Annotated in this window: 15 protein-coding genes; all 15 read left to right on the top strand. The window is 73.3% G+C overall.

Annotated features, from left to right (window positions below):
- Positions 1–152: 152 nt before the first annotated feature.
- The 15 genes from ftsZ to BGP03_RS07755 all read left to right on the top strand — a co-directional run bounded on the left by ftsZ (position 153) and on the right by BGP03_RS07755 (position 16,840).
- Entirely contained in the window at positions 153–1,499 is a 1,347-nt protein-coding gene (gene ftsZ / locus BGP03_RS07825) for a cell division protein FtsZ (RefSeq protein ID WP_296372875.1), read from the top strand.
- Between the two features lie 70 nt (positions 1,500–1,569).
- Positions 1,570–2,283: a peptidoglycan editing factor PgeF gene (gene pgeF, locus BGP03_RS07820; protein WP_296372873.1), complete on the top strand. Its 714-nt coding sequence runs from the start codon at positions 1,570–1,572 to the stop codon at positions 2,281–2,283.
- Positions 2,280–3,014: a YggS family pyridoxal phosphate-dependent enzyme gene (locus tag BGP03_RS07815; RefSeq protein ID WP_296372871.1), complete on the top strand. Its 735-nt coding sequence runs from the start codon at positions 2,280–2,282 to the stop codon at positions 3,012–3,014. The genes pgeF and BGP03_RS07815 overlap by 4 nt, the downstream gene beginning before the upstream one ends.
- Positions 3,015–3,070: 56 nt before the next feature.
- Entirely contained in the window at positions 3,071–3,802 is a 732-nt protein-coding gene (gene sepF / locus BGP03_RS07810; RefSeq protein WP_296372869.1) for a cell division protein SepF, read from the top strand.
- A 17-nt stretch (positions 3,803–3,819) separates the two neighbouring features.
- Positions 3,820–4,110, top strand: coding sequence for a YggT family protein (locus tag BGP03_RS07805; RefSeq protein WP_296372867.1), 291 nt, complete (start codon positions 3,820–3,822; stop codon positions 4,108–4,110).
- A 50-nt stretch (positions 4,111–4,160) separates the two neighbouring features.
- The gene (locus tag BGP03_RS07800) at positions 4,161–5,054 is read left to right on the top strand and encodes a DivIVA domain-containing protein (protein WP_296372865.1); all 894 of its coding nucleotides are present in this window, start codon (positions 4,161–4,163) and stop codon (positions 5,052–5,054) included.
- Positions 5,055–5,125: 71 nt separating this feature from the next.
- On the top strand, positions 5,126–6,541 hold the full coding sequence (locus BGP03_RS07795) for a hypothetical protein (RefSeq protein ID WP_298800905.1): 1,416 nt from the start codon (positions 5,126–5,128) through the stop codon (positions 6,539–6,541).
- 245 nt (positions 6,542–6,786) lie between these two features.
- Positions 6,787–9,975 carry an isoleucine--tRNA ligase gene (ileS, locus tag BGP03_RS07790; RefSeq protein WP_296372860.1) on the top strand — a complete coding sequence of 1,063 codons (3,189 nt, stop codon included), beginning with the start codon at positions 6,787–6,789 and terminating at the stop codon, positions 9,973–9,975.
- A 306-nt stretch (positions 9,976–10,281) separates the two neighbouring features.
- On the top strand, positions 10,282–11,037 hold the full coding sequence (locus BGP03_RS07785) for a class I SAM-dependent methyltransferase (RefSeq protein WP_296372858.1): 756 nt from the start codon (positions 10,282–10,284) through the stop codon (positions 11,035–11,037).
- A gap of 161 nt (positions 11,038–11,198) precedes the next feature.
- Positions 11,199–12,686 carry a potassium/proton antiporter gene (locus tag BGP03_RS07780; RefSeq protein ID WP_296372856.1) on the top strand — a complete coding sequence of 496 codons (1,488 nt, stop codon included), beginning with the start codon at positions 11,199–11,201 and terminating at the stop codon, positions 12,684–12,686.
- Between the two features lie 69 nt (positions 12,687–12,755).
- Entirely contained in the window at positions 12,756–13,319 is a 564-nt protein-coding gene (gene lspA, locus BGP03_RS07775) for a signal peptidase II (protein ID WP_298800906.1), read from the top strand.
- The gene (locus BGP03_RS07770; protein ID WP_298800907.1) at positions 13,312–14,241 is read left to right on the top strand and encodes an RluA family pseudouridine synthase; all 930 of its coding nucleotides are present in this window, start codon (positions 13,312–13,314) and stop codon (positions 14,239–14,241) included. Before lspA ends, BGP03_RS07770 begins: the two co-directional genes overlap by 8 nt.
- Positions 14,242–14,331: 90 nt before the next feature.
- Positions 14,332–15,009 (top strand): hypothetical protein, encoded by a 678-nt coding sequence (locus BGP03_RS07765; protein WP_298800908.1) that lies wholly within the window; start codon positions 14,332–14,334, stop codon positions 15,007–15,009.
- A gap of 107 nt (positions 15,010–15,116) precedes the next feature.
- On the top strand, positions 15,117–15,848 hold the full coding sequence (locus BGP03_RS07760; RefSeq protein WP_298800909.1) for a DUF998 domain-containing protein: 732 nt from the start codon (positions 15,117–15,119) through the stop codon (positions 15,846–15,848).
- A complete protein-coding gene (locus BGP03_RS07755; protein WP_298800910.1) occupies positions 15,845–16,840 on the top strand; it encodes a hypothetical protein in 996 nt (331 codons plus the stop codon). Before BGP03_RS07760 ends, BGP03_RS07755 begins: the two co-directional genes overlap by 4 nt.
- Positions 16,841–16,865: the final 25 nt, after the last annotated feature.

The raw sequence follows: 16,865 nt of genomic DNA, 5'->3' as shown, positions 1-16,865 counted from the left end.
CCGTTCGCTTCGCCGACCAGGAGCGCACGCCCGGTTAGGCGCTTCCCACACACGGCGCGCCTGCTGGACCGCAGCCATTACGCGACCTAGCGTTCGAACCGCTGGCCCGGACCTCCGGGAACGGACCCGAGCTCGACTGGAAGGTGCGCCCCATGACGCCCCCACACAATTACCTGGCCGTGATCAAGGTCGTCGGCATCGGCGGCGGCGGCGTGAACGCCGTCAACCGGATGATCGAGGTCGGGCTCAAGGGCGTCGAGTTCATCGCGGTCAACACCGACGCCCAGGCCCTCCTGATGTCCGACGCCGACGTCAAGCTCGACATCGGCCGCGAGCTCACGCGCGGCCTCGGCGCCGGCGCGAACCCCGAGGTCGGCCGCAAGGCCGCCGAGGACCACCGCGAGGAGATCGAGGAGGTCCTCAAGGGGGCCGACATGGTCTTCGTCACCGCGGGGGAGGGCGGCGGCACCGGCACCGGCGGCGCGCCCGTCGTCGCGTCGATCGCCCGCAAGCTCGGCGCGCTGACCATCGGCGTCGTCACCCGCCCGTTCACCTTCGAGGGCCGCCGTCGCGCGGGCCAGGCGGAGGAGGGGATCGGCGGCATGCGCACCGAGTGCGACACGCTGATCGTCATCCCCAACGACCGCCTGCTGCAGCTGGGTGACGTGGGCGTCTCGCTGATGGAGGCGTTCCGCTCCGCCGACGAGGTGCTACTCTCCGGTGTCCAGGGCATCACGAACCTGATCACCACCCCCGGCCTCATCAACCTCGACTTCGCCGACGTCAAGTCGGTCATGTCGGGTGCTGGAAGCGCCCTCATGGGCATCGGCTCGTCCCGCGGGGAGGGCCGCGCCGTGCAGGCCGCGAGCAAGGCGATCAACTCGCCGCTGCTCGAGGCGTCGATGGACGGCGCGCAGGGCGTACTGCTGTCCATCGCGGGCGGCTCGGACCTCGGCCTGTTCGAGATCAACGAGGCCGCGTCGCTGGTGCAGGAGGCCGCGCACCCCGAGGCCAACATCATCTTCGGCACGGTGATCGACGACTCGCTCGGCGACGAGGTGCGCGTCACCGTCATCGCCGCGGGCTTCGAGTCCGGTGGGCCGACCCACAAGAAGCTCGAGCCGCAGGCGTTCGGGTCCCGGTCGTCCGGCGCCATCGCGCCCGGGGTCAGCGGCACCACGACGGCACCGTCGTCGACGCCGTCGTCGGGCAACGGGAACGGCAACGGGTCCGCGCCGCTGTCCACCAACCTCCCGACGGCCAGCGCGAGTGTGCCCAACCAGACCGGCACCCTGCCGCCGGCCGCCCCGGCGGCGGCGTACCAGCCGCCGGCCCCGCGCCAGCCCGAGCCGGCCCGCGTCGTGGAGCAGGCTCCTGCCGAGCCGCCGCTCTACACGCCGCCGACCCCGCCGGCCGCCCCGACCGCTCCCGCGGCCCCGGCCGCCGACCAGGGTGACCTGGACGACGACGTCGACGTGCCGCCGTTCATGAAGCGCTGATCATGGGCAGATGGTCGTGCCGCACGTCCGGGGCGCGACCATCCCGCCGTGATCGACGTACGGTGGCCGCGTGGTAGGTCGTGTTCGCCGGGTCGTGTCCACGCGGGACGGTGGGCGGTCCGCCGCGCCGTACTCGTCGTTCAACCTGTCCATCGGGGTAGGCGACCGTCCGGGTGACGTCGCCGCCAACCGGCGGCGACTCTCCGCGGAGCTCGGCGTGCCCGTCGTGTTCCTGGAGCAGATCCACGGCAACCGCGTGGCCGTGATCGACGCGGTCCCGGGCCCGGACGAGCCGGACCGGGAGGCCACCGACGCCGTCGTCACGGCCCTGCCCGGCGTGGGGGTCGCGGTGCTCGCCGCCGACTGTGTGCCGGTGCTGCTCGCCGACCCCGTCGCCGGGGTCGTCGGCGCCGCCCACGCGGGGCGCGTCGGGGCGGCCGCCGGGGTGATCCCGGCCGTCGTCGAGGCGATGGTGGGGCTCGGGGCGTCCGCGGAGGCACTCGAGGTGCTGCTCGGACCGGCGGTCTGCGGCCTCTGCTACGAGGTGCCGGCCGCGATGCGCGCCCAGGTGGAGTCGCGGCTGCCCGGCAGCGCGGTGAGGACCCGCAAGGGCACGCCCGGCCTGGACCTGCGTGCGGGCCTGTACCAGCAGCTCACCGACCTGGGTGTGTCGCGGATCGACGCCGACCCGCGCTGCACGATGGAGGAGCGCACGCTCTACAGCCACCGTCGCGACGGCCGCACCGGCCGTCTCGCCGCGATCACGTGGCTCGACCCGTCGTGAGCGGGGAGACCCGCCCCGAGGAGCTCGCGCGCCGGCTGGCCGTCGTGCGGCAGCGGATCGACGCCGCCTGCGCCGCCGCGGGGCGTCCGCAGGGCTCCGTCGACCTGCTCGCCGTCACCAAGACCGTCCCGGCCGCCGACGTCGCGACGCTGCTCGATCTCGGCTGCGTGGCCTTCGGGGAGAACCGTGTGCAGGAGGCCGGGCGCAAGGTCGAGGAGGTCGCCGCGCTCCGCCCCGACGCCCGGCCGCGCTGGCACGTGGTCGGCGGGCTGCAGCGGAACAAGGCCCGCGCCGTCGTCCGTTGGGCCGATCGGGTGGAATCGGTCGACTCGGTGCGGCTGGCCGACGCCCTCGACGTCGCCGTCCGGCGCGCGCTGGACACCGGCGAGCGCGACGGGATCCTCCGTCTGCTGGTCCAGATGAGTGTCGACGGTGATCCACATCGGGGCGGTGTGACCCGCGACGGTCTGGGCCCGCTCGCCGAACACATCGCAGGTTGCGCCGGGTTGCAGCTGGACGGACTGATGGCCGTGGCGCCGCTCGGCGCGGACCCGGACGCCGCATTCGCCTCCGTCGCCGCCGCCGCGGAGCAGTTGCGCGCCGCACATCCGCAGGCCAGGACCCTGTCGATCGGTATGAGCGGTGACCTCGAGGTCGCGATCCGTCATGGTTCGGACGTGGTGCGTGTCGGAACGGCTCTTGTGGGGGAACGGCGGTTAACCTCCCGGTGATCGCCTGGCCGCTGGGGAGCGGTCGGCAGTCGGGGGCATCGAGGATGGGAGCGCGGATGGGCGCGATGTACAAGCTGAAGGCCTACTTCGGCATGGTGCCCGCCGAGGAGTTGGAGGAGTACTCCGACGAACCGGTTCACGACCGGTACGCGGTGTCCCGCCGTCCGGAGCGAGGTTCCCGCGAGTACGGCGACGAGCGCTGGGACGACCGGTTCCCGCGTGAGGGAGGCGTCGAGTCCCGGGACACCCGGGACTCCTACGACGACGACTGGGAGCGCCGCGCGGCGCGTCCCACGGGCGTCGAGCGGCCGATCTCCGTGGCCGCACGGGAACTGTCGCGGGAACCCTCACGAGGTGGCGCCAGCTTCGGACCGTCGGCCGTGCGGGGTGCTCTGGCGATGGACACCGACGCCTTCCACCAGGAGCACGTGCTGCGTGAGCCGGTGCGGCCGCCGGTGCCTGCTGCCGTCCCTGAGCAGCGGGAACGCCCCGTGCCGCCCGCCTCGGCGCTCTCGCGGATCACCACGCTGCACCCGCAGAGCTACAAGGAGGCGCGCGAGATCGGCGAGCGCTACCGCGAGGGCATCCCGGTGATCATGAACCTCACCGAGCTCGACGCGGCGGACGCCAAGCGGCTCGTCGACTTCGCGGCCGGGCTCGTCTTCGCGCTGCGCGGCGGCTTCGACAAGGTGACCAACCGGGTGTTCTTGCTTACTCCCGCCGACGTCGAGGTGTCGGCGGACGACGCGCGCAAGCTCGCCCAGCGCGGGCGGCCCGGGGTCGACTGACGGCTAGGATCGCGGGCGTGGCACTCGCGATCCAGTTCGTCGTCTATTACGTGCTCTTCCTGTTCTGGCTGCTGCTCATCGGCCGGATCGTCGCCGAGCTCGTGCGGTCGTTCGCGCGCCAGTGGGTGCCGGCCGGACCGAGCGCGGTGGCGCTGGAGCTGATCTTCACCGCCACCGATCCCCCCGTGAAGTTGTTGCGGAGAGTGATCCCGGTCGTCAGGATCGGCGGCGTAGGACTGGACTTGTCGATTATGGTTCTGCTGCTGGTCGTGTTCATATTGATGAACGTTGCCCAGCCGGTGCTGTAGCGAGCCCCAGTCGCACAGCTCCGCCGCCGAGGACTGCATGAGGTGATCCGATGCCGCTGACTCCCGCCGACGTTCACAACGTCGCGTTCAGCAAACCCCCCATTGGGAAACGGGGGTACAACGAGGACGAGGTCGACGCGTTCCTCGATCTCGTCGAGGCCGAACTGGCTCGACTGATCGAGGAGAACGAGGACCTGCGCGAGCAGGTCTCCGCGCTCGAACAGCGACTCGGTAACGCGCAGGCCGACCTGGAGGAGGCGCGTTCGCGCCCACCTGCCGCGATGGGTGGCGCAGTGTCGCCTCCCACGCAGCAGATCCAGCGTGCGGTCGAGCCCCCGCCGATGCAGCGCATGGAGCCCCAGCGGCCCATGGAGCCGCAGCGTGCGATGGCTGCGCCTCCGCCGGTCGCGGCGGACCAGGGCGACCAGGGTGGTGACCACCACGTACAGGTCGCCAAGGTCCTCAGCATGGCCCAGGAGATGGCCGAGCGGCTCACCGCCGAGGCCAAGTCCGAGGCCGACACGATGCTGACCGACGCGCGCACCAAGGCCGAGCAGCTGTTGTCGGAGGCCCGGACCAAGTCCGACAGCCTCACCAACGACGCCCGCGCCCGGGCCGAGACGATGCTCAACGACGCACGTACGCGTGCCGAGACCCTCGAGCGTCAGTCCCGGGACAAGGCCACCACGCTGGTCGGCGACGCCGAGCGCAAGCAGGCCGAGATCATCGGCTCCATCACCCGCGACAAGTCGGTCCTCGAGAAGAAGATCGACGAGCTGCGCACCTTCGAACGGGAGTACCGCACCCGTCTGAAGACCTACCTGGAGTCCCAGCTCAGGGACCTCGGGGAGCGTGGCTCCGCGGCACCGTCCGACGGCCGGTCCAGCTCCAACGGCGGTTACGCCGCCACCGGGTACGGCCAGCGCGCCGACGCCGGTAGCTGAACCACCCTGCCCGAAGACCTACACGGGCGGTGCGGCCCAGACGAGCCGCACCGCCGCACACGGAGTGAATCGTGCTGCTGCTGGTCCTGATCCTCGTTGTGATCGCCTTCGGTCTGCTCGTGGTGGCGCTGCTCTCGGGCAGTGTGCTGTGGGCCTGGGTGTCCGTCGGCGTGAGCGTCGTCGCCGCTGTGGTGCTGCTGGTCGACTGGCTGCAGCGCCGCGCGGCGGTGAAGGCCGGGGCCGCCCCGGCCGTCGAGCCGGCAGCGGGCGCGCCCGCCCCCCTGGCCAGCCCTCCGATGGGTTTCCCGCCGGGCATGGGACGACCTCCCATGGCCGACATGGATCCCGCCACGGAGGTGCTGCCGGTCGTCCCGTCCTCCTCCCGGAGAGAGGATGAGACGGTCGCGGCGCAGGCCCCGAAGCAGCCGGACGCACGTCCGTCCGATGCCCAGCAGACGGTCGTCATGCCGGCGGTGCAACCGTCCGGCTCTCCCGCCCGACCGTCCGGCGCTGATCCCACTGTCACCTCATCGAGTGCAATTTCGTCACCGACCGTAACCAGCGGGGAGGCTGATCGTTCGGATCCCGGTTTCGGGACGGGCGACGCGGAGCCTCCGTCGGCCGCGGTTGCGGGCCCCGCCACGGGTGCCGCCGCGGCGGCTGCGGCCGGTGCCGTCGCCGCCGGTCGGAAGGCCGACGACGAGCCCGACGAGAAGTCCCCCTCGCTCCACAAGGCCCCCTCGCTCACCAAGGAGGGGCCCGCCAGGGACGCCGGGAACGATGCGGAGGACGGGAAGACCGGCGACGAGCCGGCCGGCAAGGCGGGGGACGTCGTACCCGCGGCGGGTGCCGGAGCTCCGGTGTCCGAGCCGTCCGCGGGTTCCGAGTCCGCCGTCGCCGGATCCGCAGCTCCCGGATCCGCAGCTCCCGGATCTGCAGCTCCCGGCGCCGACGCCGCCGCGCCGGTGGTGTCCGAGCCGGCCGCCACCGAGGCCGGCACGTCCCCGTCGGGTCCCGACGCCGAGTCCACGGTGAAGGTCGAGGCGCACACCAAGGCCCCGGCCGAGCCGACGGTGTCCGCCCCGGCCGAGCCGACGGTGTCCGCCCCGGCCGAGGACGTCGACCTGTTCGGCGCAGCGCCGGTCCGCCAGCCCGTCGAGCAGGCACCGGCCGCCCAGACGCCTCCCGCCCAGACGCCGGCCGCCCAGACGCCTCCCGCCCAGACGCCTCCCGCCCAGGCCTCCGTCGAGGAGGCGCCCGAGGAGCCGCGCGACCCCGTCGCCGCGGAGATCGTCGGCAAGCTGGACGACGAGGTCGTCGTCGTCGACGAGCAGCCGCGCTACCACGTCTCGGAGTGCCGGGCGCTGGTTGCGGTCGCGGTCATCCCGCTGCCGGTCCGCGAGGCCGTGGAGCTGGGCTTCACGCCCTGCGGCTGGTGTTCGCCCGACCGCACGCTGGCCGGCCGGCACCAGACCGCGTCCCGCTAGAAACCGGGTGGCCCCACGGGGCTACCCTGGTTCGTACAGGCACCGATCCGGCCATCACCGGGGAGCCTCCGGAAGAAACAGGCCAGCAGGAGCAGGACGTGGCCTGGAGTAGAACCGGACGGGTTCGGCCCGTCACAGCCGTTCGATGAGAGGCCGCTCGTCCCCGGACGATCGGCAAGCGGGGTGGTACCGCGGCGTGCGAGCGTCGTCCCCGTGCGTCCGCCAGCACGCACGAGGAGTACCCGATGTCCTACCCCACCGTCCCCGCTCACCCGTCGTTCCCCGAGGTGGAGCGCGAGGTGCTCGACTTCTGGCGCAAGGACGACACCTTCGTCGCGTCCGTCGGGCAGCGCCCGGCCGGGGAGAACGGCAGCAACGAGTTCGTCTTCTACGACGGCCCGCCGTTCGCCAACGGCCTGCCCCACTACGGTCACCTGCTCACCGGCTACGTCAAGGACGTCGTCCCGCGCTTCCGCACCATGCAGGGCAAGCACGTCGAGCGCCGCTTCGGCTGGGACACGCACGGCATGCCGGCCGAGACCGAGGCCGAGCGCGAGCTGGGCATCAAGAACAAGCACGAGATCGACGAGATGGGCGTGGCCGCGTTCAACGACGCCTGCCGCACGTCGGTCCTGCGCTACACCGACGAGTGGCAGAACTACGTCACGAGGCAGGCCCGCTGGGTCGACTTCGACCACGACTACAAGACCCTCGACCTGGACTACATGGAAAGCGTCATGTGGGCCTTCAAGTCGCTGTGGGACAAGGGCCTCGTCTACCAGGGCTTCCGCGTCCTCTGGTACTGCTGGCACGACGGCACGCCGCTCTCGGCCACCGAGACCAAGATGGACGACGTCTACCTGGACCGGCAGGACCCGGCCGTCACCGTCGGGTTCCGGCTGTCCTCGGAACGCCCGGAGCTGGACGGCGCGCTCGCCCTCATCTGGACCACCACGCCGTGGACGCTGCCGTCCAACCTCGCGATGGCCGTCAACAACGACGTCGAGTACGCGCTGGTCGAGGCGAACGGGGAGCGCTGGCTGCTGGCCGCCGCCCGCGTCGCGGCGTACGCCCGCGAGCTGGGTGAGGAGCCGACGCTGCTGGCCACCTACCGCGGCTCCGAGCTGGTCGGCACGCGCTACACCCCGCCGTTCGACTTCTTCGCCGGCTGGCCGAACGCCCACCGCATCCTCGCCGCCGACTACGTCACCACCGACGACGGCACCGGCATCGTCCACATCGCACCGGCCTTCGGTGAGGAGGACAAGGTGGTCACGGACGCGGCGGGCATCGAGGTCGTCGTGCCCGTGGCGGCCGACGGCACGTTCGACGAGCGCGTGGCCCCCTACGCCGGGATGCTCGTGTTCGACGCGAACCCGCACATCATCACCGACCTCCGCGACGGCGCCCCGCACGTCCAGGGCGTGCTGCTGCGCCGGGAGACCTACGACCACCCGTACCCGCACTGCTGGCGCTGCGGCAACCCGCTGATCCAGCGCGCCGTCGACTCGTGGTTCGTGCAGGTCACGGCGTTCCGCGACCGGATGGTGGAGCTCAACCAGGAGATCACCTGGGTGCCCGAGCACGTCAAGGACGGGCAGTTCGGCAAGTGGCTGGAGGGCGCCCGCGACTGGTCGATCTCCCGCAACCGGTACTGGGGCTCGCCGATCCCGGTGTGGATGTCGGACAACCCCGCCTACCCCCGTACGGACGTCTACGGCTCGCTCGACGAGCTGGAGCGCGACTTCGGCGTGCGCCCGGCCGACCTGCACCGCCCCTACATCGACGACCTCACGCGGCCCAACCCCGACGACCCGACGGGGAAGTCCGTGATGCGCCGGGTGCCGGAGGTGCTCGACTGCTGGTTCGAGTCGGGATCCATGCCGTTCGCGCAGGTGCACTACCCGTTCGAGAACCGGGAGTGGTTCGACAACCACTACCCGGGCGACTTCATCGTCGAGTACAACGGGCAGACCCGGGGCTGGTTCTACACGCTCCACGTGCTGGCCACGGCGCTGTTCGACCGTCCCGCGTTCGAGTCCTGCGTGGCGCACGGCATCGTGCTGGGCGACGACGGGCTCAAGATGAGCAAGTCGCGCAAGAACTACCCCGATGTCAACGAGGTGTTCGACCGCGACGGCTCCGACGCCATGCGCTGGTTCCTCATGGCGTCGCCCATCCTGCGCGGCGGCAACCTCGTCGTCACCGAGCAGGGCATCCGGGAGGGCGTCCGGCAGGCGATCCTGCCGCTGTGGAACACCTGGTACTTCCTGTCGCTCTACGCGGGGGCGGCCGGGCGCACCGGCGTGACCCGCACCGACTCCACGCACGTACTGGACCGCTACGTCCTCGCCCGGACGGCGGCGCTGGTCGACAGCGTCACCGCGGCGATGGACGTCTACGACATCGCGGGTGCCTGCGAGACGCTCCGCGACCACGCCGAGGCGCTCACCAACTGGTACGTCCGGCGCTCGCGCGACCGGTTCTGGGCCGGTGACGCCGACGCGATCGACACGCTGCACACGGTGCTGGAGGTGACCGCGCGCGTCGCGGCGCCGCTGCTGCCGCTCACGATGGAGCGCCTGTGGCAGGGGCTCACCGGCGGCCGCTCGGTGCACCTGGCCGACTGGCCGCGGACCGGAGCGTCAGCGGAGGGCCCATCAGCGCTGTCCGACGAGCTGCCGCACGACGACGCACTCGTCGTCGCGATGGACCGGGTGCGGCAGGTGGCGTCGGCGACACTGTCGCTGCGCAAGGCCCGCAAGCTGCGGGTGCGGCTGCCGCTGGCCACGCTGACGGTGGCCGCCACCGACGCCGACACCCTCGCGCCGTTCGCCGACATCCTGCGCGACGAGGTCAACGTCAAGGACGTCGTCCTGACCGACGACGTCGCCGCGCACGGCCGGTTCGAGGTCGCCGTCAACGCCCGCGCGTGCGGGCCGCGCCTCGGCGGCGACACCCAGAAGGTGATCCGCGCGGTCAAGGCGGGGGAGTTCGAGCAGGGCGCCGACGGCACGGTCACGGCCGCCGGGATCACGCTGCTGCCGGGCGAGTTCGTCGAGAAGCTGGTGGCCACGGGGCGGGTGGGGGAGGACACCGTGGCGCTGGCGCTGCCGGGCAACACCGGCCTGGTCGTGCTGGACACCGCGGTCACCCCGGAGCTCGCGGCCGAGGGCACGGCGAAGGACGTTGTCCGGCTCGTGCAGCAGGCCCGCCGCGACGCCGGCCTCGACGTCTCCGACCGCATCGCACTGGTCCTGGACGCCGCGGCGGAGGTCGCGGAGGCGGTCCGCGCCCACGAGGAGTTCGTGGCGGGCGAGGTGCTGGCCACGACGGTGACCCACGGTCCGGTGGCGGAGCCGACGTCGGTGGGCTCGGTGCTGGCCCCCGACGGCAGTGCGGTGGAGGTGCGGGCAGGGGTCACCCGGGCCTGACCCCGCGAGTCGGGGCGTGGGTGCGCGCGAGTCGCGCCGTGAGCGTGCCCGGGCCGGGGCGTCCACGCGCGAGTTCGCCGACTCGCCGCGCGAGTTCGCCTTCCGCGGGCAGAACGCCCGACCACGGCCGCTGCGGGCCGTCGCACCGCGCGGCCCCAACCCCGTGATCACCGGAAGTGGGCACGCGGCGCCAGGAATGGCCGCCGCCGCCCACTTCCGCCGATCATGCTCTCCGCTCGGTCGCGGGACCGCCCGGGCAGCCGGGGTGGGGCGGACTCGACCCGCCCGACGTGGTTGGGTGGCCTCGTGGGTGGGGCGGCGGAGCGGTGGGCGGAACTGCAGAGCGGCCGGGGGATTCCCCCCGAGATCCTGGCTCGGGCCGAGCATGATCCCTGGCACCACGACGCCACCTACTTCGTACCGCCCGAGGTGCCCGCCGACACGCCGTCGCGCGCGGCGGGGCTCGCGCTGCTGCACACACCGGGCTCCGTGCTCGACGTCGGTTGCGGCGGGGGAGACGCCGCGTTCGCGCTGGTGGAGCGGGCGATCCGCGTCACCGGCGTCGACCGCCAGCAGGACATGCTCGACGTCTTCACCGCGACGGCGCGGTCCCGCGGGGTCGCCTTCCGCACGGTCCTGGGGCCCTGGCCCGACGCGGCGGAGCAGGCCGGCCCGGCCGACGTCGTGGTCTCCCACCACGTGCTGCACAACGTCGTCGACCTGCCGCCGTTCCTGCTCGCGCTCACCGCGGCGGCGCGGCGGGGTGTCGTCGTCGAGATGCTCGGGCAGCATCCGATGGCGTGGCTCGACCCGCTCTGGGAGCGGTTCCACGGGCTGCACCGCCCGCCGCCCGCCACCACGGACGACGCCGTCGCCGTGCTGGGCGAGCTGGGGATCGAGCCGACCGTGACGTGGTGGGAGCGCCGATCCCCGCCGCGCCAGGACCCCGTCTGGGTGACGCGGCGGCTCTGCCTGCCGTCGGACCGGGTGCCCGAGGTGGACGCGGCGCTCGACGAGCTGGTCCGCCCGCGCGTGGCGGCCACCGTGGCCTGGCATCCCTGACCCGACTCGCGCGCACGCAGACCCCGACTCGCGCACGCGAAACAGCCGACTCGCGGACGCGAAACCGCCGACTCGCGCACGCGAAACCGCCGACTCGCGGGGTGTGCCGGGCGTGGGGACCGTCACCTGCGTCGATAGGGTTGCCCCGGGCGGAGGTGACCATGAGCCTGGAGATCCTTCTCGGCGTCGTGGCCGCGGTCGTGCTCATCGGCGTCGTCGCGGTGCGGGTGTCGGTCCGCATCGGCCTGCCCTCGCTGCTGCTCTACCTGGGCATCGGGGTGCTGCTCGGCGAGTCGGTGCTGGGCATCCAGTTCTCCAACGCGCGGCTGACGGAGTCGCTCGGCCTCGCCGCGCTGGTGCTGATCCTGGTCGAGGGCGGCATCACCACCCGCTGGGACGCCGTGCGGCCCGCGCTGGGCATCGGGATCGCGCTGTCCACCGTCGCGGTGGTGGTCAGCATCGGCGTGGTGGGGGTGGCGCTGCACCTCGCCCTGGACCTCGAGTGGCGCACCGCGTTCCTCTGGGGCGCCGTGCTGTCCTCCACCGACGCGGCCGCCGTGTTCAGCGTCCTGCGGGGGGTGGGGGTGAGCAAGCGGCTGGAGGGCGCGCTGGAGCTGGAGTCCGGCATGAACGACGCTCCGGTCGTCATCGCTGTCATCCTGCTCGCCTCCGACGACGCGATCACCTGGACCACGCCGCTGCTGGTGGTCTACGAGCTGCTGGCCGGAGCGCTGATCGGGGCGCTGCTGGGCCTCGGCGGCGCCTGGGCCCTGAGACGCGCGGCGCTGCCGTCCACCGGCCTGTACCCGCTGGCCGCGATCGCGGTCTGCGTGCTCGCCTACTCCGGCGGGCAGCTCGCGCACGCGTCCGGGCTGCTGGCCACCTACGTCGCCGCCCTGGTGCTGGGCAACGCCGACCTCCCGCACCGCGGCGGCGTCCGCTCGTTCGCCGAGGGCACCGGCTGGCTCGCGCAGATCGGGTTGTTCGTGCTGCTCGGGCTCTACGCGTCGCCGTTCCGGCTGCTCGACGCGGTGGTGCCGGCCCTGATCGCGGGCGGCGTGCTGCTGCTGGTCGCCCGGCCCCTGTCGGTGGTCGTGGCCGCCACCCCGTTCCGGGTGCCGTGGCGGGAGCAGGCGTTCCTGTCCTGGTCGGGGCTGCGCGGTGCGGTGCCGATCGTGCTCGCGCTGATCGCCCTGATCGAAGGTGCGCCCGGCGCGACGACGCTCGTGGACGTCGTGTTCGTGCTGGTGGTGGTGCTGACGCTGCTGCAGGGCACCACGCTGCCGTTCGTGGCGAAGCTGCTCGGCGTGGCACGCGAGGGGCAGGCCGAGGAGATCGAGGTGGACGCCGCACCGCTCGACGAGCTCGGGGCCGACCTGTTGCAGGTCCGGGTGCCCGTCGGGTCGCGGCTGCGCGGGGTCTACCTCCGCGAGCTGCGCCTGCCGCACGGGGCCACCGTCAGCCTCGTGGTGCGCGACAAGGAGGCCTTCACCCCCACGCTGGAGACGCGCCTGCGCGAGCGCGACCAGCTGCTCGTCGTCACCACGGCGGCGGCCCGGGCGGCGGCGGAGGAGCGGATCCGGGCGGTCGACCGGCGCGGCCGGCTGGCCCGCTGGAACCGTGACGAGCCGGGCGCCGAACGGTCGTGAGCGGATATCAGTGCCGGGGCACCGATATCCACGCACGGGCCGCGGAGCGGCTTCATGGATGATGAGGGTGTGAGCGCCCAGGATCGCCCCGTCACCACCCGCGCCGCCGCCAACCCGCGGGTCCGGCTGCTCGCCGGGATCGCGGTGCTCGTGCTGGCCCTCGACATCGTCACCAAGACGGTCGCGGTGGCCCAGCTGGAGGGCCGCGAGCCGGTGAGGATCCTCGGCGGGCTGATCTACCTGCAGCTGCTGCGCAACCCGGGCGCCGCGTTCTCCCTGGCCACCGGCTACACGTGGGTGCTGACCATCGTCGCCATCGCTGTGGTGGTCGTGATCATCCGGGTGGCCCGCAAGCTGCGCTCCACCGGCTGGGCCGTCGCGCTCGGGCTGGTGCTGGGCGGGGCGATCGGCAACCTCACCGACCGGATCTTCCGCGCCCCCGGCCCGCTGCAGGGCCACGTCGTGGACATGGTCTCGCCGTTCGCGCCCGACGGCCGTGCCTTCGCCGTGTTCAACCTGGCCGACTCGGCCATCACCTGCGGCGGCCTCCTGCTCGTCCTGCTGGCCCTGCTGGGCCGGGAGATGGACGGCAGCAACGCACGCACCAAGAAGGACGACACCGAGAATGAGTGACACCCGCCAGCTCCCCGTCCCCGACGGGCTCGACGGCATGCGCGTCGACGCCGGGCTGTCCCGTCTCCTCGGCCTCTCCCGCACCGTCGTCGCCGCGCTCGCCGAGGACGGCCACGTCGCGGTCGACGGGCGCGCCGCCGGCAAGTCCGACCGCCTGACCGCCGGCTCGTGGCTCGAGATCGAGCTGCCCGAGCCCGAGGCACCCGCGCCCATCAGCGGGCCCGTCGAGGTCGTGGCCGGGCTGGGCATCCTCTACGCCGACGACGACATCGTCGTGGTCGACAAGCCCGTCGGCGTGGCCGCGCACCCCAGCCCCGGCTGGACCGGCCCCACCGTCGTCGGCGGGCTGGCCGCCCTGGGCTACCGCGTCTCGACGTCCGGCGCGGCCGAGCGCCAGGGCATCGTGCACCGCCTCGACGTCGGCACCACCGGCGTCATGGCCGTCGCCACCTCCGAGCACGCGTACACCGAGCTCAAGCGCGCGTTCAAGGAGCGCACGGTGGAGAAGCGCTACCACGCGGTCTGCCAGGGGCACCCCGATCCCTCCAGCGGCACGATCGACGCCCCGATCGACCGCCACCCCAAGCACGACTACCGCTTCGCCGTGGTGGCCGACGGCAAGCCCAGCGTCACCCACTACGACACGGTGGAGGCGTTCCGGGCCGCGTCGCTGCTCGACATCCACCTGGAGACCGGCCGCACCCACCAGATCCGCGTGCACCTCTCCGCGCTGCGCCACCCCTGCGTCGGCGACCTGGCCTACGGCGCCGACCCGACGCTGGCCAAGCGGCTGCACCTGGACCGGCAGTGGCTGCACGCCCGCTCGCTCGGTTTCGCCCACCCCGCCGACGGTCGCTGGGTGGAGTTCACCAGTCCCTACCCCGCTGACCTGGAGCGCGCGCTCGAGCTCCTGCGCGACTGATCCGGGACCCCGCCTCCACCTGCGTCGGACGCGCCGTCGACACTGGGACCACGAATGGCCCAGTGATTGGCCCAGTGATTGGAGCGGTGGGTGACGGTACGCGGACGGGTCGGGGTGCTCCTGACCTGCGTCGTCGTGGCCATGGTCGTCGCGCTCTACGCCGCCCTGCGCTCCCCGCCGCCCGCCCCCCTGCCGCCGGCCGGGTCCGTGCACCTGGGCCCCGAGCCGGGGCAGGACGTCGCCGGCTACCTGGCGTCGCTGCCGGCCACCCGCCCTCCGGCGGGGGTCGTCGCACCGGCGCTGGTGCAGTTCGGCCCGGAGCAGACGCCCACCGCCGCGCTCGCCGCGGTCGCCGGGGCCACGCCGGTCACCGCGGTGTTCCGGGTGGAGATCCCGCGCGTGCAGACCGCGTTGCGGTTCGAGGCACTGGAACCCGGCGTGCCCGCCGCCACCGCACTCGACAACGCGCGGCAACGGGCCGCGGCCGCCGCGAGCACGGACGCCGGCCGGCTGACGGGGCGTCCCCAGGCCGTCGCCGCGGCGGAGGCCCGGGATCTCGCGGTCGCGCAGTGCGGGTGCGTGCTCGCGCTGGTCGTCGACGGTGACGGGGCCGTGCTCGGGCAGGTGGCCGACCGTGCCGGCGTCCGTGCGCTGGACGCCGCGCCGCCCGGCACCACCCCCCGTGAGCTGGCCCTGTCCCCACTGCTCCCCGGGCAGACCGGACGGGCCGACCCGCTGCCCGACGACGGGGTCGTGGCCGGATCGTGATCACTCGACCGGGTGGTACCCCCACCCCGGGACTCAGGGATCACCCCACCCTGGACTCGGTGGGGAACCTGATGTGCGTCTCAGCCGCCTCCTGGCACCGTGGACGCATGACGACGACCGGGGGGACCGGGCCGCGGCCCGGGGGGACATGGACGGGAGGGTCCGTCGTGGCGGGCGGCATCGCCGTCGCACTCGTGACGATGGGATTCCTGCACGTCGCGGGGGCGGCGACCGTGGATCCGCTCGACGCGACGATCAGCGACTACGTGAACGTGCCCGGGGGGTACGTGCTGCTCGCGCTGGCGGCGTTCGCGCCGGCGGCCGGCGCGGTCGCGCTGGCGGCGGGGCTCGCCCCCGCGGGCCTGCCCGACCCCGCGCCGCCCACCCGCCTGCTGCTCAGCGGCAGCACGGCGCTCGTGCTCGTGGCCGTGTTCCCGACGAACGCGCCCGACACCCCGGCCGGGATGGTGGCCACCATCCACCGTGTCGCCGGGGGCTGGGTGTTCGCGTCCCTGCCGCTGGCCGGCTGGATGGTGGCCCGGAGGGCCCGCCTGGTCGACGGCTGGCGCGCGCTGGCACCCCGCCTGACCGGGGTCGCGGGCGCCACGGCGGTGCTCAGCGCCGGATTCCTGCTGAGTCATGTCCCGATCGTTATCGGCACGTCACCGGGATTTCCCCTCCTTGGTGGGGTGGAACGTGTTCTCTACGCGTCAGTGATGCTGGTCCTGCTCGTCACCGCCCGGTCCGTCCGGCTCGCGGTCGACGACGCCCCGAACACCGCCGGCGTGACGACCGACGCCGTCCTGCACGATCCCACCGACATCGGACGTGTGGCATGAGCGACCTGACCGTCCAGTTGTCCAGCCAGCTGACCGCCACCGTGCCGGTGCTCGCCATCGGTCTCGCGGTCGCGGCCTCGGTCGGCTTCGCCGGTGCGGCCGTCCTGCAGCACCGGGCCGTCGCGGCCCAGACCGACACCACCTCCGACGACGCGAGCAGCGACGCCCTGTCGCTGCGCGGCATGCGCGACGTGTCCAAGCGCCCGGGCTGGCTGCTCGGGCTCGCGCTGGCCGCGGGCGGCTCCACGCTGCACGCGGTGGCGCTCGTGCTGGCCCCGCTCTCGGTCGTGCAGCCCGTCGGGGTCCTGGCCGTGCCGATCGCCGTGGTGCTCACGGCCATCGGCACCCGCCGTCGTCCGGCGGCCGGGGTGCTTGTCGGCGTCGCCGTGTGCGTCGCCGGCGTGGCCGCGTTCGTCGGCACCGCCGCCGGCACCGCCGTCAGCACACCCGCACCCAACGGCGCCACGCTGTTCGCGGGGCTCGTCGTCGCCGGCATCGTGCTGCTGCTCGCCGTCCTCGGCTACGCCCGCACCGGCTGGCTGAGGTGCGTCTTCTGCGCCATGGCCGGGGCCGTCGCCTTCGGGCTCGTGTCGGCGCTGGTACGAGCCGTGTCGCAGACCATCACCTCCGGGGAGAGCTCGGTGCTCGACCCCGCCGTCATCGCCACGGTCTTCGGCGTCGTGGTCGCCCTCGTCGCGGGCGGCTGGCTCGTGCAGCAGGCCTTCGCGTCGGGGCCGCCGGAGGTGGTGGTCGCGTGCCTGACCGTCGTCGACCCGATCGTCGCCGTGCTGCTGGGCGTCGTCCTGCTCGGTGAGGGCGCGCACACCCCGGCCGGCACCTGGGCGCTGCTGATCACCGCGGGTCTGGTCGCCACGGCGGGTGTCGTGGCGCTGGCCCGTCACCATCCCGACGCCGCGGCCCGCTCCGGGGCCCCGTCGCCGTCCCGCTCGTCGATCTCGACGCGGCGGTCCGACCTCCTCCCCCGCCGGTGATCCCGGCTCGCTCCCCGCGAAGACT

Source organism: Pseudonocardia sp. 73-21 (genome assembly GCF_001899645.1).
Classification (GTDB): Bacteria; Actinomycetota; Actinomycetes; order Mycobacteriales; family Pseudonocardiaceae; genus Pseudonocardia.
This window is presented reverse-complemented; position numbering and strand designations above follow the sequence as displayed.